The organism is Modestobacter versicolor (genome assembly GCF_041028285.1).
GTDB classification, from domain to species: domain Bacteria; phylum Actinomycetota; class Actinomycetes; order Mycobacteriales; family Geodermatophilaceae; genus Modestobacter; species Modestobacter versicolor_A.
The window spans coordinates 496,078-517,738 of the sequence record NZ_JABGDB010000002.1; the positions used below are offsets into that span (position 1 = coordinate 496,078).

Annotated in this window: 21 protein-coding genes and 1 riboswitch; of the genes, 10 read left to right on the top strand and 11 right to left on the bottom strand. The window is 75.4% G+C overall.

The window, feature by feature from the left end; translation table 11 throughout:
- Window positions 1–108 precede the first annotated feature (108 nt).
- Window positions 109–1,815 (top strand): amidase, encoded by a 1,707-nt coding sequence (locus HL054_RS08740; protein ID WP_369138523.1) that lies wholly within the window; start codon window positions 109–111, stop codon window positions 1,813–1,815.
- 91 nt (window positions 1,816–1,906) lie between these two features.
- Here the strand turns inward: HL054_RS08740 and HL054_RS08745 are convergent, their stop codons facing one another.
- Together HL054_RS08745 and HL054_RS08750 are read right to left on the bottom strand one after the other, a co-directional pair.
- Entirely contained in the window at window positions 1,907–2,737 is an 831-nt protein-coding gene (locus tag HL054_RS08745) for an HDOD domain-containing protein (RefSeq protein ID WP_369138525.1), read from the bottom strand.
- Window positions 2,738–2,840: 103 nt separating this feature from the next.
- Window positions 2,841–4,958 carry a putative bifunctional diguanylate cyclase/phosphodiesterase gene (locus tag HL054_RS08750; RefSeq protein ID WP_369138526.1) on the bottom strand — a complete coding sequence of 706 codons (2,118 nt, stop codon included), beginning with the start codon at window positions 4,956–4,958 and terminating at the stop codon, window positions 2,841–2,843.
- A 232-nt stretch (window positions 4,959–5,190) separates the two neighbouring features.
- On the opposite strand from HL054_RS08750, the gene HL054_RS08755 reads away from it, so the two are divergent.
- The 6 genes from HL054_RS08755 to HL054_RS08780 all read left to right on the top strand — a co-directional run bounded on the left by HL054_RS08755 (window position 5,191) and on the right by HL054_RS08780 (window position 11,161).
- Window positions 5,191–6,369 carry an acyl-CoA dehydrogenase family protein gene (locus tag HL054_RS08755; protein ID WP_369138527.1) on the top strand — a complete coding sequence of 393 codons (1,179 nt, stop codon included), beginning with the start codon at window positions 5,191–5,193 and terminating at the stop codon, window positions 6,367–6,369.
- Window positions 6,370–6,376: 7 nt separating this feature from the next.
- The gene (locus HL054_RS08760) at window positions 6,377–7,513 is read left to right on the top strand and encodes an acyl-CoA dehydrogenase family protein (protein WP_369138529.1); all 1,137 of its coding nucleotides are present in this window, start codon (window positions 6,377–6,379) and stop codon (window positions 7,511–7,513) included.
- 118 nt (window positions 7,514–7,631) lie between these two features.
- A complete protein-coding gene (locus tag HL054_RS08765; RefSeq protein ID WP_369138530.1) occupies window positions 7,632–8,789 on the top strand; it encodes an LLM class flavin-dependent oxidoreductase in 1,158 nt (385 codons plus the stop codon).
- On the top strand, window positions 8,786–9,403 hold the full coding sequence (locus HL054_RS08770; RefSeq protein ID WP_369138531.1) for an FMN reductase: 618 nt from the start codon (window positions 8,786–8,788) through the stop codon (window positions 9,401–9,403). The genes HL054_RS08765 and HL054_RS08770 overlap by 4 nt, the downstream gene beginning before the upstream one ends.
- A gap of 22 nt (window positions 9,404–9,425) precedes the next feature.
- Complete coding sequence (locus tag HL054_RS08775; protein WP_369138532.1) at window positions 9,426–10,274, top strand: alpha/beta fold hydrolase; 849 nt, start codon at window positions 9,426–9,428, stop codon at window positions 10,272–10,274.
- A complete protein-coding gene (locus HL054_RS08780) occupies window positions 10,271–11,161 on the top strand; it encodes a maleylpyruvate isomerase N-terminal domain-containing protein (protein WP_369138533.1) in 891 nt (296 codons plus the stop codon). Before HL054_RS08775 ends, HL054_RS08780 begins: the two co-directional genes overlap by 4 nt.
- A gap of 9 nt (window positions 11,162–11,170) precedes the next feature.
- On the opposite strand, the gene HL054_RS08785 is transcribed toward HL054_RS08780, so the two are convergent.
- From HL054_RS08785 to HL054_RS08815, 7 genes are all read right to left on the bottom strand, one after another.
- Window positions 11,171–12,313: a serine hydrolase domain-containing protein gene (locus tag HL054_RS08785; RefSeq protein WP_369138534.1), complete on the bottom strand. Its 1,143-nt coding sequence runs from the start codon at window positions 12,311–12,313 to the stop codon at window positions 11,171–11,173.
- Window positions 12,314–12,385: 72 nt separating this feature from the next.
- Window positions 12,386–13,636, bottom strand: coding sequence for a pre-mycofactocin synthase MftD (gene mftD, locus HL054_RS08790; protein WP_369138535.1), 1,251 nt, complete (start codon window positions 13,634–13,636; stop codon window positions 12,386–12,388).
- Window positions 13,637–13,754: 118 nt separating this feature from the next.
- On the bottom strand, window positions 13,755–14,354 hold the full coding sequence (locus HL054_RS08795) for a YceI family protein (RefSeq protein WP_369138536.1): 600 nt from the start codon (window positions 14,352–14,354) through the stop codon (window positions 13,755–13,757).
- A gap of 123 nt (window positions 14,355–14,477) precedes the next feature.
- Window positions 14,478–15,380: a lytic transglycosylase domain-containing protein gene (locus HL054_RS08800; protein WP_369138537.1), complete on the bottom strand. Its 903-nt coding sequence runs from the start codon at window positions 15,378–15,380 to the stop codon at window positions 14,478–14,480.
- 16 nt (window positions 15,381–15,396) lie between these two features.
- A riboswitch (cyclic di-AMP (ydaO/yuaA leader) is annotated at window positions 15,397–15,545 on the bottom strand.
- A 165-nt stretch (window positions 15,546–15,710) separates the two neighbouring features.
- The gene (locus tag HL054_RS08805; RefSeq protein ID WP_369138538.1) at window positions 15,711–16,349 is read right to left on the bottom strand and encodes a class I SAM-dependent methyltransferase; all 639 of its coding nucleotides are present in this window, start codon (window positions 16,347–16,349) and stop codon (window positions 15,711–15,713) included.
- A 3-nt stretch (window positions 16,350–16,352) separates the two neighbouring features.
- Window positions 16,353–16,898 carry a universal stress protein gene (locus HL054_RS08810; protein ID WP_369138539.1) on the bottom strand — a complete coding sequence of 182 codons (546 nt, stop codon included), beginning with the start codon at window positions 16,896–16,898 and terminating at the stop codon, window positions 16,353–16,355.
- Window positions 16,899–17,019: 121 nt separating this feature from the next.
- On the bottom strand, window positions 17,020–17,427 hold the full coding sequence (locus HL054_RS08815; protein ID WP_369138541.1) for a DUF5709 domain-containing protein: 408 nt from the start codon (window positions 17,425–17,427) through the stop codon (window positions 17,020–17,022).
- A 158-nt stretch (window positions 17,428–17,585) separates the two neighbouring features.
- Between HL054_RS08815 and HL054_RS08820 the strand changes: the two genes are divergently transcribed.
- Both HL054_RS08820 and HL054_RS08825 read left to right on the top strand, forming a co-directional pair.
- Window positions 17,586–17,975 carry a cupin domain-containing protein gene (locus HL054_RS08820; RefSeq protein ID WP_369138542.1) on the top strand — a complete coding sequence of 130 codons (390 nt, stop codon included), beginning with the start codon at window positions 17,586–17,588 and terminating at the stop codon, window positions 17,973–17,975.
- 22 nt (window positions 17,976–17,997) lie between these two features.
- The gene (locus HL054_RS08825) at window positions 17,998–18,909 is read left to right on the top strand and encodes a Dyp-type peroxidase (RefSeq protein WP_369138543.1); all 912 of its coding nucleotides are present in this window, start codon (window positions 17,998–18,000) and stop codon (window positions 18,907–18,909) included.
- 368 nt (window positions 18,910–19,277) lie between these two features.
- Here the strand turns inward: HL054_RS08825 and HL054_RS08830 are convergent, their stop codons facing one another.
- On the bottom strand, window positions 19,278–19,601 hold the full coding sequence (locus tag HL054_RS08830) for a hypothetical protein (RefSeq protein ID WP_369138544.1): 324 nt from the start codon (window positions 19,599–19,601) through the stop codon (window positions 19,278–19,280).
- Between the two features lie 403 nt (window positions 19,602–20,004).
- Here HL054_RS08830 and HL054_RS08835 point away from each other — a divergent pair, with 403 nt between their 5' ends.
- The gene (locus HL054_RS08835; RefSeq protein ID WP_369138545.1) at window positions 20,005–20,901 is read left to right on the top strand and encodes an arginase family protein; all 897 of its coding nucleotides are present in this window, start codon (window positions 20,005–20,007) and stop codon (window positions 20,899–20,901) included.
- On the opposite strand, the gene HL054_RS08840 is transcribed toward HL054_RS08835, so the two are convergent.
- Window positions 20,898–21,647, bottom strand: a complete 750-nt coding sequence (locus HL054_RS08840) for an SDR family oxidoreductase (RefSeq protein WP_369138547.1) — start codon at window positions 21,645–21,647, stop codon at window positions 20,898–20,900. The two genes, HL054_RS08835 and HL054_RS08840, sit on opposite strands and share 4 nt — an antisense overlap.
- Window positions 21,648–21,661: the final 14 nt, after the last annotated feature.

Below are 21,661 nucleotides of genomic sequence, written 5' to 3' on the forward strand. Positions count from 1 at the left end.
CATCCCCCGTCGGCGTCCCGCGTGCCGGGCTGCGACCCGGCGGGACCGCGGCTGCGGGCATAGCGTGCGGGGCACCGCGGCAACCCGACGGCATCCACGGAGGAGCCCATGCGCGCCGAGACCCGTCCCCTGCGCCGGAGGGCCGCACTGATCGCCGCGGTCACCGCCGCCCTGCTCGTCCCGGCCGGCGCGGTGTCGGCCGCCCCCGGCGACGCGGGCCCGGCCCCCGGCGCGGCCGGCTCGGGCACCCTCCCGCTGCGCGACCTGGACCTCGACGCGCTCACCATCCCGGAGCTGCAGGACCGGATGGACGACGGGCGGCTCAGCTCGGCCGCGCTCACCGAGGCCTACCTGGCGCGGATCGCCGCGCTGGACGGCGAGCTGGGCGCGGTGCTGAGCGTCTCCCCGGACGCCCGGGAGGACGCGGCGGCCAGCGACCGGGCCCGCGCCGACGGGGGCCCGCGCAGCCCGCTGGAGGGCATCCCGGTGCTGCTCAAGGACAACGTGGACACCGAGCAGCTGCCCACGACCGCCGGGTCGCGCGCGCTGCTGGACAGCGAGCCGGACGACGCCACGACCACCCGGCGGCTGCGCGAGGCCGGCGCCGTCGTGATCGGCAAGGCCAACCTGTCGGAGTGGGCGAACTTCCGCGGCGCCGACTCGACCAGCGGGTGGAGCGGCGTGGGCGGGCAGACCGCGAGCCCCTACGTGCTCGACCGCAACCCGTGCGGCTCGTCCTCCGGCTCGGCCGTCGGCGTGGCCGCCTCGCTCGCCCAGGTGTCGATCGGCACCGAGACCGACGGCTCGATCGTCTGCCCCGCCGGCCAGAACGGGGTCGTCGGCCTCAAGCCGACCCTCGGGCTGGTCAGCCGGGACGGCATCGTGCCCATCTCCGCCGAGCAGGACACCGCCGGTCCGATGGCCCGGCACGCGGTGGACGCGGCGCTGGTGCTCGACGTGATCGCCGGCCGGGACGACGCCGACGCGGCCACCGCGGAGGCCCCGGCCGAGCTGCCCGTCGCGGCCGAGCTGGACCTCGACGCGCTGCAGGGCGCGCGGGTCGGCGTCTGGACGCTGACGCCGGAGGAGTCCGCGCAGGTCGACGACGCGACCGAGGCGGTGTTCGCCGCCGCGGTCAAGCAGCTGGAGGCGGCCGGTGCCACCCCGGTGCCGGTGCAGCTGGCCTACCAGCAGGAGATCGGCGCCGGTGAGACGCCGGCGCTGCTGGCCGAGTTCAAGCGGGACCTCGACGCCTACCTGGCGGCCACCCCCGGCGACCACCCGGCCGACCTGGCCGGGCTGATCGCCTTCAACGCGCAGGACCCGGTGGAGCTGGCGTACTTCGGGCAGGAGCTGTTCGAGCAGGCGCAGGCGACCGCCGTCCCGGCCGACGACCCGGCCGTGCAGGCGACGCGGGACCGGATCCGCCAGCTGGCCCGCGCCTCGATCGACGAGGTGCTCGCGCAGGGCGCCGGTCCGGAGGACGACCTGGCCGCGATCGTCGGGTTGACCAACACCCCGGCCTGGCAGACCCGGTACCAGTACCTGGACGGGCAGGCCGACGCGTTCGTCTACAGCACCTCGACCCCGGCCGCCGTCGCCGGCTACCCCAACGTCACGGTGCCGGCCGGGTTCGCCGGGCCGCGCGGGGCGCTGCCGGTGGGCATCTCGATCTTCGGGGCGCGCTGGGCCGACGCCGAGCTGCTGGACCTGGCCGCCGACTTCGAGGACCAGGCCGCGGCCCGCGAGGCACCGGGGTACCTGCCCACCGTGGGCGCCGACCCGCAGCCCAGCAACCCGGAGCCGGGCACCTGACGGCGGGTGGAACGGGCGCTTCTTCGGGTGGGACGGCCTCCTCTCAGGGGCCCGCGCTGAGCTGGCGAAGCGTGGGGGGAGAGGAGGTCCTTCATCCGGTCATGGCGCGGCGCAGCTCGCCGGCGTCGGCCCGGACCTGGTCCAGCACCGGCGGCAGGTCGCGCTCGCGCAGCTGACCGCAGCTGACCCGCTCGATCGGGACCTCCTCGTGGTCGGCGTCGGTCAGCCGGCCGGCGACCTCGAAGGCCGACCGGAGCAGGGCGCCCCGGAAGGAGGACAGGTCCTCGGCCTGCTGGAGCGGCAGCACCATGCCGGCCGGGAAGGACCACTGCTCCAGCGCCACCGAGGACAGCCGCAGCGCGGAGATGCCGTACCGCTGCACCTCGGCCGACCGCCGGTCGGCGTGCGACCGCTGCTCGAGCCAGAGGTCGGCGTACCCGTCCCGGTCGTGCTGGAGCAGCAGGGCGGCACCGAGCTGAGCGAGCAGGCCCAGGCAGAGCGCGTCCTGCGGGCGCTCGGCGAACCGCGGCGCCAGCGTCGAGGCGGCCAGCGCGAGGCTGGTGCTCACCTCCCAGAAGTCCACCGGCAGCCGCGCCTCGTCGTCCAGGTCGGTGAGCGCGACGGTGGCCATCGTCCGCACCGTGGCGAACCCGACGACGGTCACCGCGAACTGCAGCGAGGTCACCCGGCCGCGCATCCCGTAGAACGCGGAGTTGGCCAGCTTCATCACCCGGCCGGCCAGCGCGACGTCGGAGGCGAGCAGCCGGGCCAGCTCCTTGGCGCTGGCCTCGTCGGTGTTGGCGACCGACACGATCTGGGCGGCCACCGGGCGCTGCGCGGCCATGCTGTCGATGCTGGCGAGCACCCGCTCCAGGTCGAAGGTCGGCGCTACGGCCAGGGACGGGGCGGCGGACGCGGTCACGTCGTCTCCAGGGCGGGGGTCGGGGCGGGGTGCAGGGCCGGGGCGGGGGTCGGGGCGGGGTGCAGGGCCGGGGCGGGGTGCGGGACGGCGTGCGGCCGGGCGGTCACGGCCACAGGTACCGGTCGACGTGGTCGTCGAGCCAGTCGGTTGCCTGGTCGGCGAACCAGGTGGCGGCGGCGGCCCCGGTGAGCGGCTCGGCGAGGCAGAACCCCTGCAGGTGGGTGGCGCCCAGCCCGGCCAGCAGCTCGGCCTGCTCGAGGGTCTCGACGCCCTCGGCGACCGTGCACAGGCCGAGGCTGCCGGCCAGCGCGATCACCGCGGAGGCGATCTCGGCGTGGCCCTCGGCGAGCTCGGCGACGAACGAGCGGTCGACCTTGAGGCAGTCGACCGGCAGGTGCCGCAGGTAGGCCAGCGAGGAGTAGCCGGTGCCGAAGTCGTCGATGGACACCTGGACACCGAGGTCGCGGAGGTCGAGCAGCACCGCCCGGGCGGCCGCCGGGTCCTTCACCAGCGCCGACTCGGTGATCTCGATCGACAGCCGGCTCGGGTGCAGCCCGTGCCGCTGCAGCGCCTGCGCGACGGAGCCGTGCAGGTTGGCGTCCAGCTGGAGTGCGGAGACGTTCACGTTGGCCCGGGCCGGGGCGGCGTCGCCCAGCTCGGCGTCCCAGGCGGCGACCTGGCGGCAGGTCTCGTCGAGCACCAGCAGCCCCAGGCCGCCGACGAGGCCGCTCTCCTCGGCCAGCGGCACGAACGTGCTCGGCGGGATCGCCCCGCGCACCGGGTGCTGCCAGCGGGCCAGCGCCTCCACCGCCACGGCGGTCCCCTCCGCGGTGCTGAAGATCGGCTGGTACACCAGCGTGACCTCGCGCCGCTCGATGGCCTCGCGCAGGTCGGCGACCAGCCGCAGCTTGTCCCGCGCCCCGGCCCGGGCCTGGGAGTCCAGCACGGTGATCCGGCCCTTGCCGAGCGCCTTGGCCTGGTACATGGCGGTGTCGCAGTCGCGGATGAGCTCCTCGGGCGCGGTGTGCTCGCTGGTCTGCACGGTGACGCCGACGCTGGCGGCGGGGTGGAGCTCCACCCCGCCGAGGGCGACCGGCTGGCGCAGCGCCGTGCGGATCCGCTCGGCCAGCGCCACCGCGGCGTCCTCGCCGACGTCCTGGCAGACCACGACGAACTCGTCCCCGCCGAACCGGGCGACCAGGTCACCGGGGCGCACGGTGACCCGCAGCCGGCGGGCCAGCTCGACCAGCAGCCGGTCGCCCGCGGCGTGCCCGAGGGAGTCGTTGACCACCTTGAAGTTGTCCAGGTCGAGGAAGATGCACGCCAGCCGGCCCTCGCCGGGGTGGAACCGCTCCGCGACGTGCGCGGCGAGCAGCGTCCGGTTGGGCAGGCCGGTGAGCGGGTCGTGGTTGGCCTGGTGGGCCAGCCGCGCCTCGAAGGCCAGCCGCTCGGTGATGTCCTCGATCGTGGCCACGAAACCGGCCCCCACCCCGGGGGTGAAGAGGTGGGAGAAGCGGACGACCGTGCTGCGCCCGGTGCCGTCGGCGCGGACCAGCCGGGCGGTCACCTCGCCGTCCTCGGCCTCGCCCCCGGCGCCGAGGACCGCCGCGGCGGTCTCCACGACGGCGTCCAGGTCGTCGGGGTGGACGACGTCGAGCCAGCCGGTGCCCAGCAGCTCCTCGGCCTGCCGGCCGACCAGGGCGCAGCACGCGTCGTTGACGTGCGCCAGCCGCAGGCCCTGCTCGGACAGCAGGGTCGGCACCGGCGACCGCTCGGTGAGGGTGGAGAACCGCCGCTCGTGGGCGTCCGCGGTGGCCCGCAGCGTCCGCTCGGTCTCGCTCGCCGACGAGGTGAACCGGACCGTCCAGCGCCGGCCGGCGGGTGCGGGGACCGCGGAGACGGCGCAGTCGAGCAGGGCACCGGAGGCGCTGCGGACGGGCAGGGCCATCCGGACGGCGCGCTCCCGGCGCAGCAGCAGCCGCAGCTCGCCGCCGGCCAGGCTGGGCAGCAGCTGCTCCACCGGCAGGGCGCGCAGGTCCTCGGCGGCGTAGCCGAGCAGGGCGACGGCCTTCTCGTTGGTCCAGCTGACGCGCAGCACCCCGGCGACGGGCTCGACCACGAGCACGGCCATCGCGTCGCTGACGCTGACCGCGTGGAACACCGCCGCCACGGTCTCCGGCGACGCGGGGTGGGCCTCCACCCGGCGTGTGCTGGCTGCCAACCCGTCTCCCCTGCCCCGTCGCGGGCGCGCTGCCCACGTCGTACCACCGTCGGCGTGCGGCGCCGGGCTCTCCAGCAGGAGCCGCCGAGTTCCCCCCAACGGGGCGGGTGGCCGCGCCGGTGGCCACACCGGGTGACCGCGGTCGACCCGGAGTTACCGGGCGGTAGGTCATGTGGGATGTTCGACCCCTCCACGTCGAGACGGCAGAGCTGCCGTCGGGAAATGAGGTCCCATGCGCTTGCACCTGTCGCCGGAGGACCAGGCCTTCCGGGACGAGATGCGCACCTTCTTCACCACCGCGGTGCCGCAGCCGATCCGGGACGCGGTCGCGGCCCACCGGGAGCTGACCAAGGAACAGTTCGTCGAGGCCCAGCAGGTGCTCAACGCCGCGGGCCTGGCCGTGCCGCACTGGCCGGTCGAGTGGGGCGGCAAGGACTGGACGCCGCTGCAGCGCCACATCTGGCGCGAGGAGATGCAGCTGGCCAACGTGCCCGAGCCGCTCGCCTTCAACGCCAGCATGATCGGCCCGGTCATCGCGACCTTCGGCTCGCAGGAGCAGAAGGAGCGCTTCCTGCCGGCGACGGCCAGCCTGGACATCTGGTGGTGCCAGGGCTTCTCCGAGCCCGACGCCGGCTCCGACCTGGCCTCGCTCCGCACCACCGCCGTCCGGGACGGCGACGACTGGGTGGTCAACGGCCAGAAGACCTGGACGACGCTGGGCCAGCACGCCGACTGGATCTTCTGCCTGGTCCGCACCGACCCCACCGCGGACAAGAAGCAGCGCGGCATCTCGCTGCTGCTGTTCCCGATGGACTCCCCCGGCATCACGCTGCGGCCGATCGAGCTGCTCGACGGCGGTTTCGAGGTCAACGAGGTCTTCTTCGAGGACGTCCGGGTGCCCGCGGAGAACCTCGTCGGCGAGGAGAACCACGGCTGGGACTACGCCAAGTTCCTGCTCGGCAACGAGCGGGTCGGCATCGCCCGGATCGGCTCCACCAAGCGGATGCTCATCGAGGCCAAGCAGCACGCCCGGGAGATCACCTCCGGGGGCGCCCCGCTGCTGGACGACCCGTACCTGCGGGCCCGGATCGCCGAGATCGAGAACGACCTGCTCGCCCTGGAGCTCACCGCGCTGCGGGTGGTCGCGAACTCCGCCGGCGGCCGGCCGCACCCGGCGTCCTCGGTGCTCAAGCTGCGCGGCTCGGAGCTGCAGCAGGCGGCGACCGAGCTGCTGGTCGACATCGCCGGCCCGCTGTCGCTGCCCTCGTTCTCCGACGACGGGGACTCCGACGTGCCGGAGTGGGCGCAGGTCGCTGCGCCGAACTACCTGAACTACCGCAAGGTGTCCATCTACGGCGGCTCGAACGAAGTGCAGCGCACCATCATCGCCGGCTCGATCCTGGGGTTGTGACCTGACCATGGACTTCAGCTACGACGACGAGCAGAACGGCCTCCGCGAGGCGGTGAGCGCCCTGCTCGCCCGCGCCTACGGCGACAGCGAGCAGCGCCGGGCGGTGGTCGCCACCGACCCGGGCTTCGACGAGAAGACCTGGAGCCGGCTGGCCGAGATGGGGGTGCTCGGTCTCCCCTTCGCCGAGGCCGACGGCGGGATGGGCGCCGGCCCGGTGGAGGTGTCCATCGTGGCCGAGGAGATCGGCCGGGTGCTGGCGCCCGAGCCGTTCGTCGAGGCCGTGGTCCTCGCCGGCGGGCTGGTGGCCGACCTGGGCACCGCGGCCCAGCGGGCCGAGGTGCTGGGGGCTCTCGCCGAGGGCTCGCTGGTGCCGGCGTTCGCGCACACCGAGACCGGCTCCCGCTGGGACCCGGCGGCCCGCGCGGTCACGGCCACCTCCGACGGCGGCTCCTGGCGGCTGTCCGGGGTCAAGGAGCCGGTGCCGAACGGGGCCCGCGCCGACGTGCTGGTGGTCAGCGCCGCCGTGGACGGCGGGACCCGGCTGTTCCTCGTGCAGGGCGACGCCGAGGGCCTCACCCGGTCCGGCCACCGCAACCACGACGGCACCCGGTCGGCGAAGGTCGCCTTCGCCGGCACCCCCGCCGAGCCGCTGGGCGAGGGCACCGGCGACCAGACGGCCGTGGTGGAGAAGGCGCTGGCCCGGGCCCGGGTGGCCTACGGCCACGAGGCGCTCGGGGCCATGGAGACCGCGCTGACCACCACCGCGGAGTACCTCAAGGCGCGCAAGCAGTTCGGCGTGCCGCTGAGCAAGTTCCAGGCGCTCACCTTCCGGGCGGCCGACATGTACGTCTCCCTGGAGCTGGCCCGCAGCACGGTCATGTGGGCGACGCTGGTGGTGGACGCCGACGGTGACGTGGTGGCCGCCGCCGACCGGGCACGGCTGCAGGCCAGCCGGGCGTCGCGGCACATCGGCAAGGAGGCGATCCAGCTGCACGGCGGGATCGGCGTCACCGCCGAGTACAAGGTGGGCCACTACACCAGCCGGCTCACCGCGATCGACCACCTGCTCGGTGACGGCGACTGGGCGCTGGCCCGGCTCGCCGGGTCCGTCGACGCCCACGAGGCGGTCGACCCGCTCGACTGACGCCCCACCCGCGCAGCGCCCCCGGTCCCCGCGGACCGGGGGCGCTGTCGCGTCCGGAGGCGGGAATGCCCGGGGTCCCCCGCCGGTTCCCCCAGACAGTAGTTGCACTCTCAATCACTTGGAGCACGAGATGCAGTTCGGGATCTTCACCGTCGGCGACGTCACGGCCGACCCGACCACCGGCCGCACGCCCACCGAGGCCGAGCGGCTCAAGGCGATGATCGCGATCGCGCTCAAGGCCGAGGAGGTGGGACTGGACGTCTTCGCGCAGGGCCAGCACCACAACCCGCCGTTCGTCGTCTCCTCCCCCACCACGACGCTGGGCTACATCGCGGCGAAGACCGAGAAGATCGTCCTGTCGACGTCCACGACGCTGATCACCACCACCGACCCGGTGAAGATCGCCGAGGACTTCGCCACGCTCCAGCACGTGGCCGACGGCCGGGTCGACCTCATGATGGGCCGCGGCAACACCGGGCCGGTCTACCCGTGGTTCGGGCGTGACATCCGCGACGGCATCCCGCTGGCAGTGGAGAACTACCAGCTGCTGCGCCGGCTGTGGCGCGAGGACGTCGTCGACTGGACCGGCCAGTTCCGGACCCCGCTGCAGGGCTTCACCTCCACGCCCCGCCCGCTGGACGGCGTCCCGCCGTTCGTCTGGCACGGCTCGATCCGCAGCCCGCAGATCGCCGAGCAGGCCGCCTACTACGGCGACGGCTTCTTCCACAACCACATCTTCTGGCCGCCGGAGCACACCCAGCGAATGGTCGAGTTCTACCGCCGCCGCTTCGAGCACTACGGCCACGGCAGCGCCGACCAGGCGATCGTCGGCCTCGGTGGGCAGGTGTTCATGCGGAAGAACAGCCAGGACGCCGTCCGCGAGTTCCGCCCCTACTTCGACGCCGCCCCGGTCTACGGCGGTGGCCCCTCGCTGGAGGAGTTCAGCACGCAGACGCCGCTGACCGTCGGCTCCCCCGAGCAGGTCATCGAGCGGACCCTGGGCTTCCGCGACTACGTGGGTGACTACCAGCGCCAGCTGTTCCTCCTCGACCACGCCGGGCTGCCGCTGAAGACGGTGCTCGAGCAGCTGGACATCCTGGGCGAGGAGGTCGTGCCGGTGCTCCGCCGCGAGTTCGCCGCGCTCAAGCCGGCGCACGTGCCGGACGCGCCGACCCACGCCAGCCTGGTCGCCGCCGCCGGCGGGGCGAAGGACGTCACCGTCCACGCCCCCGCCGACGACGTCACCGGGCGCACCGTCGAGGTGGCGCAGGCATGACCACCCGGACGATCGCGGTGGTCAGCGCCGGGCTGGGCAACCCCAGCTCCACCCGGCTGCTGGCCGACCGGCTCAGCGCGGCCACGGTCGCGGCGCTGCGCGCCCGCGGGGACGACGCCACCGTCGAGGTGGTCGAGCTCCGCGGGCACGCCCGGGACCTCGCCGACAACCTGACCAGCGGGTTCGCCGGCGAGTCGCTGCAGGCCGCCATCGACACGGTGGTCGGCGCCGACGCGGTCATCGCGGTGACCCCGGTCTTCTCCGCCTCCTACAGCGGCCTGTTCAAGACCTTCTTCGACGTCCTGGACAAGGACGCGCTGACCGGCACCCCGGTGCTCCTCGGCGCCACCGCGGGGACGGCGCGGCACTCGCTGGTCGTGGAGTTCGCGATGCGGCCGCTGTTCGCCTACCTGCGGGCGGTGCCGGTGCCGACCGGGGTGTTCGCGGCGTCCGAGGACTGGGCCGGCGGCGGCTCCTCCTCGCTGGCGTCCCGGGTCGACCGGGCCGCCGGCGAGCTGGCCGACGTCCTCGCCGGGCGGCCGGCCGCCGTCCGGCCGGCCGACCCCTTCGCCGACCCGGAGACCTCCTTCGAGGAGCTGCTGAAGGGCCGCTGAGGCCGTCGGGCAGGATCCGGGGATGACCGTCCCGACGTGGTTCGCCCAGGCCCTCGCCCAGCCGCCGGAGCACCGGGACGTCGTCGTCGCCGGTGCCCGGGTCGCGTACCGGGTCTGGGGGCCGGCCGGGGCCCCTGGGGTCGTGCTGGTGCACGGCGGGGCCGCCCACTCCGGCTGGTGGGACCACGTGGCGCCGCTGCTGCCCGGACGGCGGGTGGTGGCGCTCGACCTCACCGGGCACGGCGCCAGCGACCGCCGGGACCGGTACGACCCCCTGCTGTGGGCCCGCGAGGTCGTCGCCGTGGCCGCCGCGGAGGAGCTGGACCGGCCAGTGGTCGTCGGCCACAGCATGGGCGGCTGGGTCGCGGTGAGCGTGGGGGTCGAGCACGCCGCCGAGGTCTCAGCCCTGGTGGTCGTGGACTCCCCGCTCAACGACCGGCCGCCGGACGAGGAGCGGCTGCGGGAGCGCCGCCGTCCGCACCGGGTGTACGCCTCGGTCGAGGAGGCCATGACCCGGTTCCGCACGCTGCCGCCGCAGGAGGTGCTGCTGCCCTACGTGCGCGAGCACGTCGCCCGCGGCTCGCTCCGCCCGGTCGAGGGCGGCTGGACCTGGGCGTTCGACCCGGACTTCTTCGGCACCCGGCTGCTGCTGCGCGACCTGCTGCCCGGCGTGACCGTGCCGCTGACCCTGCTGCGCTGCGAGCACGGGCTGGTGTCGGCCGCGATGGCCGCCGAGATGGCCGGCCTGGTGCGCGGGCCGATGCCGGTGGTCGAGCTCCCCGACGCCGGCCACCACCCGATGCTCGACCAGCCGCTCGCCCTGGTCGCCACCCTGCGCACCCTGCTGGCGCTGGGCAGCCCGGCCCGGTGACCGTGCCCCGCGGGATGGCCGACGCCGGCCGGGACGAGGTGGGCCGCCGGGTGCTCGCCGCCTGGGACGCCTTCCTCGACCAGGCCGCCGCCGTCGACCTGCGCCGCGGCACCCGGCTGCCCGGCTGGCGGGCCCAGGAGGTGTGCGTGCACCTCGGCGTCTGGCCCGACCACGCCGCGCTCGCCGGGCTGGTGGCGGACGCGCACGCCGGTGGCCGCGGCCCGGCCGCCGACCCCGACGCGGTGAACGCCCGGGTCACCGCCGCGCACCGGGACGCCTCCCGTGCGGAGGTGCTCGCCGCGCTGCGGGCGGCCCGGCTCGCCACCCAGCGGTACCTGGCCGAGGAGCCGGCGTGGCTGGACACCGCACCGACGGTCTCCACCGTCGGCCGGCTGCCGGTGCTCAGCGTGGTGCTCGGCCAGGCCTACGAGCTGGCCGTGCACGGCCTGGACCTGGTCTCCGCCGGCGCCCCGGCACCGCCGGCGGAGGTGCTGCAGTCCGGGCTCGCCGCCCTCGCCGACGTCACCGGCGCGCTGGCCGCCGCCGGCGGCATCACGGCCGGGGCGGCCCTGGTCACCCCGGACGGCGGCTGGGCGTTCGCCGCCGACGGCGCCGGGTGGACGGTGCGCCGGCTCGCGCCCGGGGAGGCGCCGGGCACCGCGGTCGAGGCGCCGGCCGACCTGCTGCTGGACGCCGCGTCCGGGCGGGTCAACCCGGTGGTCGCGCTGGCCCGCCGGCGGCTGCGGGTGCACCAGCTCGCCGGGCTGCTCGAGCTGGCGCCGATCGTGCAGTCGGCGCCGGGCATCCCCGGCGGGCCGATCCTGCAGCTGGCCGCCCGCACCCTGGGCACCACCGGCGGACTGCTCGGCCGGCTGCGCCGCGGCTGACCGCCCCCGTCACAGGCAGCGGTGCAGCGCCCGCCAGAAGTCCGCCAGGAAGGTGTCCTCCGGGGAGGCGCCGCGCGCGGTCAGCAGCACCGCGACCAGCCCGGAGTCCGGGTCTGCGTACCCGGTCGTGCCGGTGCCGCCGTCCCAGCCCCACCGGCCCGGCCGCTCCCACGGCTCCTCCCCCGGCTCGACCTGCACCCCGACCTGCAGGCCCCAGGACCGGCCGGGGCCGAGGAAGTCGGCGACCTCGGCCCGCTGCGCCCCGGTGAGCGCTCCCGTCCTCATCGCCGCCACCGAGCCCGGCCGCAGGAGCGGGCTCCCCCCGTCGGCGAGCGCGCACAGGAAGGTGAGCACGTCCGGCGCGCTGGCGACCAGCCCGGCCGCCAGCCCCTCGAACACCGGCGGCACCGACGACCGGCCGGCCGCCGGGTCGAGCAGCTCGAACCCGGTGCCGGTGGGCAGGTACGCCGGGCCGAGCCGGGCGGGGTCGACCGCCCAGAAGCCGGTGTCCGCCATCCCCAGCGGGCCGGTCACCCGGTCGTGCAGCAGCTCGTGCAGCGGGCGACCGGCGACCCGGGCCAGCAGCACCGAGAGCACGTCGGTGCTGAGGTGGTAGAGCCAGCTGGCGCCGGGCTGGGCGGCCAGCGGCAGCTCCCCCAGCCGGGCCAGGTACTCCGCCGGCGTCAGCTCCGGCGGCAGCGGGCCCGGCCCGAGACCGGCGGCGTGCACGGCCCGGTCGAGCGGCGAGCCGTCCCAGAGCCCGCCGAAACCGGGCGTGCTGGTCAGCAGGTGGCGCACGGTGACCGGCCGCTCCGCGGGGACGGTGTCGTCCAGCGCGCCGGCCCGGTCGACCAGCACCCGCAGCCCGGTCAGCTCCGGGAGCCAGCGGTCGACCGGGTCGTCCAGCCCGAGCAGCCCGTCCTCGACCAGCGCCAGCGCGAGCACGCCGGCGAACGGCTTGGACAGCGACGCAAGCCGGAACAGCGAGTCCGGCCGCACCGGGGTGCGCCCGCCCAGTTCGAGGCAGCCGCCGGTGCGCACCTCGACCTCACCGCGGTGGCGGAGGGCCGCCGCGTACCCGGGGAGCCGCCCGGCGGCCACCTGCGCCTGCAGCATCGACCACGCGGTCACGAACCGGGACGGGTGCGGCATGGCGCGAGCCTCCTGCGACGACGGGGTCGGCACTGCTGCAGACCCCGCCGCCGCGGAGAACTCATCGGTGGGTCAGCCGGCGGTGGTCTTCCGCGCCGCCGCGGGGCCGACGTTCGCCGCCTGCTCGACCGCCTCCTGGACGACCTCGCCGCCGAGCCGGCGCTCGAAGCCGGCCGGGATGACCAGGTCGTCGGGGGTGAACTGGTGGATCGACTCGTGCCCGAGGCCGATCAGCGCCGAGCCCAGCCCGTCGCGCATCAGGTCCAGCACGTTCTCCACGCCGGCCTGGCCGTTGGCCGCCAGACCCCACAGGTAGGCGCGGCCGAGCATCACGGCCTTGGCGCCCAGCGCCAGCGCCTTGGCCACGTCGCCGCCGCGCCGGATGCCGCCGTCCAGCAGCACCTCGACCTGGTCACCGACGGCCTCGGCGACCGCCGGGAGCGCGCGGATGGCGGCCGGGGTGCCGTCGAGGTTGTTGCCGCCGTGGTTGGACACCGAGATCGCGGTGCAACCGGCGTCCACGGCCCGCTTGGCGTCGTCGACCCGCATGACGCCCTTGAGCATGAACGGCTTGTCGCCCCACAGCTCGCGCAGCCAGGCGACGTCCTCCCAGGTGGGCATCGGCGACTGCATCCACTGGCCGTAGGCCTCGAAGAACGTCGGCGCCTTGGCGCCGGGGGTGGCGACCATGTTCGGCACGGTGAGGTCGGGCAGCTTCTTGGTCTTCGCGAACGTCCACAGCCAGCTGGGCTTGAGGGCCACCTGGGGGGCGTACCGGCGGACCGCCTCGAGGTTGATCCGCTCCGGGATGAACGGGCTGCCCCAGTCGCGGCCGTAGGAGAACGACCAGTCCAGGGTGGCGATGAGCCCGGCGGCGCCGGCGTTGCGGGCCCGCTCGACCTTGGCGGCCATCACGTCGCGGTCGCCGACCCAGTACAGCTGGAAGAACGTCTTCGGGTTGGCCGCGATGACCTCCTCCATCGGCTTGCTCGCCATGGAGGACAGCCCGATCGCGGTGCCGCGCGCAGCGGCGGCCCGGGCGACGGCGACCTCGCCGTCAGGGTGCACGGCCTGCACGCCGGTCGGGCTGATCAGCACCGGCAGCGCGATGTCCTGGCCCATGACCCGGGTGGCCATCTGCTTGTCGTTGCTCAGCCCGGCGGTGTGCGGGGCGAACCCCAGCTCGGCGAAGGCCGCGATGTTGTCATCGACGGTCAGGCCACGCTCCGACCCCGCCACCAGGGCGCCGTAGACGCCCTTGGGCAGCCGCCTCTTCGCCCGTCGCTGTGCCTCGGCCACCGACTCGAACCACGCGTTCGCCACCTGCGGACCTCCTGGGGATCGGCCGTCCACGCGGGACGCCGTCGTCCCGCGGGAGTGCGCACCGCCAGCGGCGGGTGGCACTGAGTGCCACCCTAGCGGGTGGCGAGCCCCCGTGGGGTCACTGCTGCTTGATCGCCGAGACGTCGAACTCCACCTGGATCCGGTCGCTGACGAGGACGCCGCCGGTGTCCAGCACGGTGTTCCAGGTCAGCTCCCAGTCGCTGCGCTTGATCGCCAGCGCCCCCTCGAAGCCGACCCGGGTGTTGCCGAAGGGGTCCAGCGCCGAGCCGGTCAGCGTGAAGTCGATGCCCACGGACCGGGTGACGTCCTTGATCGTGAGGTCGCCGGTGACCCGGTAGACGTCGTCGTCGACCTGCTCGACCTCGGTGGAGCGGAAGACCATCTCCGGGTACCGCTCGACGTCGAGGAAGTCCGGCGACCGCAGGTGCGCGTCCCGGTCAGGGGTGCCGGTGTCGATGCTGGCGGTCGCGATCCGCAGCGTGACGCTGCTGGCGGCCGGCGACGCGGTGTCCAGGTGCGCGGTGCCGGAGAACTCGGTGAAGGCACCGCGGACGGTGGTCACCATGGCGTGCCGGGCGCGGATGCCGATGCGGGTGTGCGCGACGTCGACGGTGTAGTTCCCGGTGACGTCGGCGAGCGCGCTGGTCGCGGCGTCGAAGTCGGTCGCGGCGCCCTGGGGTGCGCGGTGTCTGCCCACGGGGTCAGCACTCCTCGTCTGGATGGTCAACCCGACCATGGTGACCGATCGTCGCACCCCGCACGCGCCGGAGGGGCCACCCCGACCGGGCGACCCCTCCTGCGTGCGACGTGGCGACCGGGCTCAGTACCAGCCGGTGGACTTCGAGTGCGACCACGCGCCGCACGGCGAGCCGTAGCGCGAGTCGATGTAGATGAGGCCGGCGTCGATCTGCCGGTAGGGGTCCGACGTCTTGGCGATGCCGGTGCCCGCCCAGGTGGAGTTCAGGAACTGCGGGATGCCGTAGGCGGTGCTGGTCGGGTTCTGCGCGTTGGGGTTCCAGCCGCTCTCCTTGCCCCACAGGCTCTCGAGGCAGGAGAACTCACTCGCGTTGCCGCCGAGCTGGCCCAGTGCATAGTCCTGGTAGGAGCCCGACCGGGACGACGACCCGGACGACGCGGCCGGCGCGGCGGCGGGCTCGGCAGCGGCGGCGGCCTCGGCAGCGGCCTGCTCGGCAGCTGCCTGCTCGGCGGCGGCCTGCTCCGCGGCGGCGCGGGCGGCGGCCTCCGCGGCGGCCTTCGCCTCGGCGGCGGCCTTCGCCTCGGCGGCGGCGATCGCGTCGCGCGCGGCCTGGTCGGCGGCGGCCTGGGTCTGCGCGGCGGCGGCCTGCTCGGCCTCGCGCTGGCTGCGGTTGGCGGCCAGCGCGCCGAGCCGGTCACCCACGGCGCCGTCGCTGAGGACGGTGGCGGTGTCCTGCGCGCTGAGACCGAGCTGGCTGGCGACGCTGACCGGCTCCGCCTCGGCGGCGGCGTCGGGCTGACCGGCGACCAGGACGTTCACCATGATCCCGCCGGCGGCTGCGGCGGCCAGGAAGAAGGCCGGCCGGCGGAGGCCTGCGGGCGGCCGGCGACGAGCGGTCGGGCGGTGCGGGCTGGGGTCGACGGCGGCGGCCGCGGTGGGCTCGGCGGTCGCCTCGGCGACCTGCTCGAGGACCTCGGTGGGCAGTGCCTGCTCGGTCGACGTGTGCTCGGTGGTGCGACGGGACATGAAGAGGAGGGCTCCGTGGGTCTTCCGCTGCCGCCTACCGAGTTAGCTGACGGATTCGGGCTGGAAGTCGCCCTACCCGACCCGGACGTGCCCAGGTCGGGATTCACCCCAGTGCTGCGGTGGGTCCCCGGCTCGCTGCGATGAGCGACTCGGCGGCATCCGGCCGGGCTCCCCGGATGGGGACCTGACGTCCGACCGGACGCACCCAACCTAGATGCCGTCACCCGATCGTGACAATGCCGCACCCGACATTTCGTGGTGATGTGCCACGCCCCTGCAGCACATGTGGGGTGTGAACGCACACATCCAGCGGGCGCCGCAGGCCGCTGATCAGGGCAGTCGCCACACCGTGGTGCGCCGGGCCGGGCCGCCGTCGGCGTCCACGACGTCGTAGGCGGCCTGCTCCAGCAGCCCCTCCTTCGGCACGTACGCCCGCCCCGGGTCGCCGAGGAACACCGCCGCACCGCCGAGCCAGGCGGCACCGAGGAAGGGCAGCACCCGGCCGGTCATCTCCCGGTCGTAGCAGACGTCGCCGGCCAGGACGACGTCGACGTCCGGGGGGTCGTCGTCCAGCAGGTCGCCCGCCACCTCGATGCCCGCGACGCCGTTGAGCTCGGCGTTCACCGCGATCGCGGTGTGCGAGTACGGGTCGGGGTCGCTGGCCAGCACCGCGGTCGCCCCGGCCTGCAGCGCCGCGACGGCGACCAGGCCGCTGCCGGCGCCCAGGTCGAGCACGCGGCGGCCGGCGACGACCTCGGGGTGGTCGAGCACGTAGCGGGCCAGCGCCTGGCCGCCGGGCCAGGCCGCCGCCCAGAACGGCGGCTCCTCCCCGGCTCCCCCGCCCTCGGTCTCCATCGCCTCCCACAGCCCGACGACGTCGTCGGCGACGTGCAGCTGCACCTCGGGGACGAGCGTCGGCCGGGCCGTACGGGTGTGCGCGCGCAGGAACTGCGGGGAGACCTCGGGCACCCCTCAGTCCTTGCGGTCGCTGCGCACCACGGTGACCGGGCACGGCGCGTGCCGGGTGACCTGGTCGCTCACCGAGCCCAGCAGCAGGCCGGCGAAGCCGCCGCGGCCGCGGGCGCCGACGACGAGGAGGTCGGCGTCCGCCGCCGCCTGGATGAGCGCCTTGACCGCCGGGGCGTGCACCACGTGGCAGGTCGCGGTGGCGGCGCGCTCGGCGCCGAGCACCGCGGCGACGTCGGCCTCCAGGTCGGCCTGGACCGCCTTCTCGTAGTCGGCCATCGGCGGCACGTACCCCGGCTCCCAGCTGGTGGGCTGCGGCGCGGTGGCGATCCGCCAGGCCCGCACCACGTGCAGCGGCCAGTTCGCCCGGTCCGCCAGGCCCGCCGCCCAGGTCAGCGCCTCCTGGGCGCAGCCAGAGCCGTCGTGGCCGACGACGACGCCGCCGCCCTCGGGCTCGACCCGGACGATGACCTCCGCCTCGGCGCCGGCCAGCTCGGTCGCCGCCTCGTCGCGCTCGGCCGCGAGCGCCGCTTCCCGTGTCTGCTCCGTCATCGCCGTCTCCCTGCGTCCCGCCGGGCCGGTGCCCGGGCACTGCTTGTGCGCCCGCGGAACACCGCCGGCCCGCACAGCCTCCCGCATCCCCGCCGGCCGCGGCAGGGCAGGAGTGCCCGGGTCAGTCCCGGACGACGTGGACGGCGGCCTCCTCGGCGGACGCGCCGGCCCCGTCGATGCCCTGGTCCTCGGCGTACAGCTCGCCCTCGCGGTCGACCACCCCGTCGTCGCCGGGCTCGGCGAGCCGGCCGGCGCGGTCGCCGCCCACCTCGTCGTCCAGCAGCTCGCCGTCGGTGTCGGAGGCGTCGCCGAGCCCGTCGCCCTCCTCGGTCACGCCGTCGGGGAGCTCGCGGGCCAGCCGGCCGTCGAGCCCCTCGCCCGCCTCCTCCTCGCGCTCGGTGGTGCCCCAGTCCTCCGAGGCCCACGGGCGGTCGGCGGGCGAGTAGCCGGCCTGGTCGTCGTCGACGTCCCCGGAGAGGCTGTCGGACACGGTGTCGGTGATCCGCGGGTCGGTGCCGTCGATGCGCATGGGGGTCCCTCCGTCGTCCTGGTCGGCTGCCGAGTCTGCCTCCCCGGACGGCGCCGCCACCAGCACCCTCGGATCGCGCGGTCGGCCGCTCTGGTCTTGACTGATCTTGAGCCGGCAGGCGCCGGCAGCACAACGGACCATCGAGAGGAACGGCCGCCATGGAGCACTTCACCATCGCCACCGTCGCCGAGCAGAGCGCCGACTTCCGTCGCGTGCTGTGGACCGGCGAGCACACCCAGCTGGTCATCATGACCATCCCGGTGGGCGGCGAGATCGGCGAGGAGGTGCACGACGTGGACCAGATCCTCACCTTCGTCAGCGGCACCGGGAAGGCCAAGGTCGGCGGGCAGGAGAAGAACGTCGCCCAGGGCGACCTGGTCGTCGTCCCGGCCGGCAAGAAGCACAACTTCCTCAACACCGGCGTGAACCCGCTGGTGCTCTACACCGTCTACGGGCCGGCCGAGCACGCCGACAAGGCGGTGCACAAGACCAAGGAGGAGGCGGACGCGCTCGAGGAGGCCGGCAAGGACGAGCCGCCGACCGACTGACGCGGTTGAGAGGGTGTCGGGTGTGACGACCCAGCCCGGCATCTTCGCGCTCGGCACCCCCGAGCACTGCTACCTCGAGCTCGACCTGGAGCCCGGCCGTTCCGCGGAGGACCTCGTCCGCGGCGTGGCCGGGCTCACCGGTCCGCTGTCCTCGACCGGAGGGGTCAACCTGGTCGTCGGCTTCCGGCCGGAGCTGTGGGCCGCGGTCGCCCCGGACGACGCCCCTGCCGACGCGGCCGGGTTCACCGAGGACGTCGTGGGCGCCGGGCGCTACCGGATGCCGGCCACCCAGCACGACGCGTGGGTGTGGGTCGCCGGCGGCAACCGGACCGCGGTCTTCGACAACGCCCGGGCGGTGCTCGCCTCGCTGCAGGGGGTCGCGGTGGTGGCCGGGGAGGTCACCGGCTGGCTGTACCAGCACGACCGCGACCTGACCGGGTTCATCGACGGCACCGAGAACCCGTCCCTGCTGACCGCGGCCGAGGTCGCCGCCGTGCCGGCCGGGCAGCCCGGCGCCGGGGCGAGCGTCGTGCTGTACCAGCTGTGGCGGCACGACAGCGCGACCTGGGAGTCGCTGGGGACGTACGGCCAGGAGATGAACATGGGCCGCACCAAGCCGGACAGCGTGGAGCTGCCCGAGGACGTGATGCTGCCCAGCGCCCACGTCGCCCGCACGACACTCGTGGTGGACGGCGAGGAGAAGCAGGTCTTCCGCCGCAACGTCGCCTACGGCGGCGTCACCGACCACGGGACGGCGTTCGTCGGCTTCGCGCAGGACCGGTGGCGGCTGCACGAGATGCTGCGCCGGATGGCCGGGGCGACCGACGGCGTCCGGGACGGCCTGACCAGCTACCTCCGGCCGCTGACCGGCGCGTACTACACGTGTCCCTCGATCGACGCGCTCGCGCGGTTCGCTCCGCCCGACGAGGACTGAGCACCGGTGGCCGACGAGCCGCGGCCCGACCCTCGACCTCGACCTGAGCCCGAGGGTGGCGACCCGGTCTGCTGGGTGGACCAGGTCTGCCCCGCCTGCGGGCGGCTGGGCGAGCGGCTGCCGTCCGGCCGGTGCGCGGCGTGCGGGGAGGCCTGGGAGGTCCCCTGACATCTGTGCCGCCACGGGGACGCAAGGGCCGGCCTCGGCTCGGTCGTGACAGGCGCCCGGCACAGCGACGGCACCGAGTGGGTGGACGTCAGTCCACGAGCGGGGCGGCGCCTCCGCAGCGACCGGGGAGGCCCCACGCACCTGGTGCAGCGGCTGTACCGACTCGCGACGTGCCACGGCCGTAGCCGGGCACGTCGCCGTCAGGCGGCGGTGCTGGTGCGCTGGTGGTTGCCGTACCAGCTGCTGAGCAGCTGGGTGCGGACCGAGGCCGGCAGTGCACCCCAGCGCAGCAGCGCGGCCCGGGCGGGCAGCGCGCTGGCGGCGGCCAGCTGACCGAGTTCCCGGACCCGCTCGGGACGGGGCCCCGAGTGCGCGTGACCGTGACCGTGGGCGTGGTTGCGGTCGTGGCCGTGCCAGCCGGCGGCGAGCACGGTGTCGAAGGCCGCGAGGATGTCGGCCTGGTGCGCGGAGTCGAACCACTGAGGGCTCTTCTGCGAGCTGTCCCCGAGGTGATGGCGGATCACGAGTTCCCTATCGGCCCACGCCGTCCCTGCTGTGACTCGAACAGCCCTCCACGGGAGGCGATCTCCGTCTTCCTCGCCCCGCCGGGCACTCCGGTCACACGAGCACCACGGGTCGCAGGCAGCGCTCCTCAGCACGGCTCCTGGAGCGGCAGCGGATCGGCGTCAGGTCGGCCGGTGCCCTACCGCCGTCGAGCCCGCGGGCGTCGGGCCGCGTGGCCGGGGATGTGCCGTGGCCGGAGCCGCGCCGACGACCGTCGAGCCGTGCCGTGACGCGGCTCCACCGGCGCCGGGGAGGCTCAGGTCCCGGGCTCAGGTCCCCGACGACTCAGGCCGCACAGCCGCCGGCACGAGCACGCGGCAGCACCGGTCGACGCTGTCGAGGGCAGCTGCCAGGCTGCGTGCCGTGGCCCGCGACCTCGCCCTCCTCGGCGTCCCCACCTCTGCCGGCTCGCACCACGCCGGCCAGGAGAAGGCGCCGGCCGCGTTCCGCGCCGCCGGCCTGGTCGAGGCGCTCGCCGCGGCAGGGCTGAGCGTCGAGGACACCGGCGACCTCGCCGTCCGCAGGCACCGGCCGAGCCCGCCGGTCGACGGCGTCCGCGCCCTGGACCGCGTCGTCGAGGTCGTCGGGGAGGTCGCCGACCGGGTGGCGGCGATCGCGGCCACCGGCCGGCTGCCGCTCGTGCTCGGCGGCGACTGCACGGTCACCCTCGGCGTGGTCGCCGGCCTGGCCCGGCAGGGCGACGTCGGCCTGGCCTACGTCGACGGGGACGCGGACCTCAGCACGCCGGCCACCAGCACGTCGGGGGTGCTGGACACGATGGGCGTCACCCACCTCCTCGGGGACGGCGCCCCGGCACTCGCCGGCGTCGGTCCCCGCCGGCCGCTGCTCGCCGCCGACCACCTCGAGCTCTTCGGCTTCGACCCGGCGGAGCTCGACACCGGCCAGTGGACCCGGCTCGTCGGGCACCGGCTGTCGGCGACACCGGCGCCCGTCGTCCGCACCGACCCGGCCGGGCACGCCGCGGCGGCGCTCCGGCGGCTGGAGGCAGCCGCGGGCGCCGTCCTGGTGCACCTGGACGTCGACGTGCTCGGCACCGACGACTTCCCGCTGGCCAACTTCCCGCACCCCGCCGGGCTGACCCTGGCCGAGCTCGCCGACGCGCTCGCCGTCCTCTGCGGCAGCGACGCCCTCGCCGGGGTGGTGGTCACCGAGGTGGCCCCCGACCACGACCCGGACGGCGTCCTGCTCCGCCGGCTGGTCGAGGTGCTCACCGCCGCGCTGGCGGGGACGACGGGCTAGAGGCCGCCGGCCACCCGCAGCACGGTCCCGGTGCAGTAGGCGGCCTCCTCGCCGAGCAGCCAGGCGATGGCCGGGGCGATCTCGTCCGGCTCACCCGGCCGGCCCATCGGCACCCGGCCGGTGGCCCGCCCCAGCCGCCCGGCGTCCCCGGCGCCGGCGTGGATGCCGGTGCGCACCAGCCCCGGCGCGACGGCGTTGACCCGGACGCCGTCGTCCGCGAGCTCCTTGGCCAGCCCGACGACCAGCGCGTCCACCCCGGCCTTGGCCGCCGCGTAGTGCACGTACTCGTGCGGCGCACCGAGCGTCGCCGCGCTCGAGGAGACCGCGACGATCGCGCCCCCTCCCCCGCCGCGGCGGCGCGACATCAGCTGCGCGGCACGGCGCACGCACCAGACGACGCCGAGCAGGTTCACGTCCACCACCTGCCGGACGACGTCGACCGGGGTGTCGGCGAGGTCGCCCAGGTGCGCGGTCAGCCCGGCGTTGGCCACCAGCCCGGTCACCGGGCCCAGCTCGCCGGCCGCGGCGAACAGCGCGTCGACCTCGTCGGGGTCGGACACGTCGGCCCGGACGGCGACCGCCCGCACCCCGCGCGACTGGGCGGCGGTCACCACCTCGGCCGCCTCCTCCCGACCGGTCGACCAGCCGACGACGACGTCGTGGCCCTGCCCGGCGAGGTGCAGGACGGTGGCGGCGCCGATGCCGCGGCTGCCGCCGGTCACCAAGGTCAGCGGGCGCGGGGTCACCCCCGCATCCTCCC

Bases quoted from the DNA above. Each gene is read 5' to 3' on its own strand.
- HL054_RS08740 (WP_369138523.1), top strand. From the start codon at position 109: ATGCGCGCCGAGACCCGTCCCCTGCGCCGGAGGGCCGCACTGATCGCC.
- HL054_RS08755 (WP_369138527.1), top strand. From the start codon at position 5,191: ATGCGCTTGCACCTGTCGCCGGAGGACCAGGCCTTCCGGGACGAGATG.
- HL054_RS08760 (WP_369138529.1), top strand. From the start codon at position 6,377: ATGGACTTCAGCTACGACGACGAGCAGAACGGCCTCCGCGAGGCGGTG.
- HL054_RS08770 (WP_369138531.1), top strand. From the start codon at position 8,786: ATGACCACCCGGACGATCGCGGTGGTCAGCGCCGGGCTGGGCAACCCC.
- HL054_RS08775 (WP_369138532.1), top strand. From the start codon at position 9,426: ATGACCGTCCCGACGTGGTTCGCCCAGGCCCTCGCCCAGCCGCCGGAG.
- HL054_RS08785 (WP_369138534.1), bottom strand. From the start codon at position 12,313: ATGCCGCACCCGTCCCGGTTCGTGACCGCGTGGTCGATGCTGCAGGCG.
- HL054_RS08800 (WP_369138537.1), bottom strand. From the start codon at position 15,380: ATGTCCCGTCGCACCACCGAGCACACGTCGACCGAGCAGGCACTGCCC.
- HL054_RS08810 (WP_369138539.1), bottom strand. From the start codon at position 16,898: ATGACGGAGCAGACACGGGAAGCGGCGCTCGCGGCCGAGCGCGACGAG.
- HL054_RS08815 (WP_369138541.1), bottom strand. From the start codon at position 17,427: ATGCGCATCGACGGCACCGACCCGCGGATCACCGACACCGTGTCCGAC.
- HL054_RS08820 (WP_369138542.1), top strand. From the start codon at position 17,586: ATGGAGCACTTCACCATCGCCACCGTCGCCGAGCAGAGCGCCGACTTC.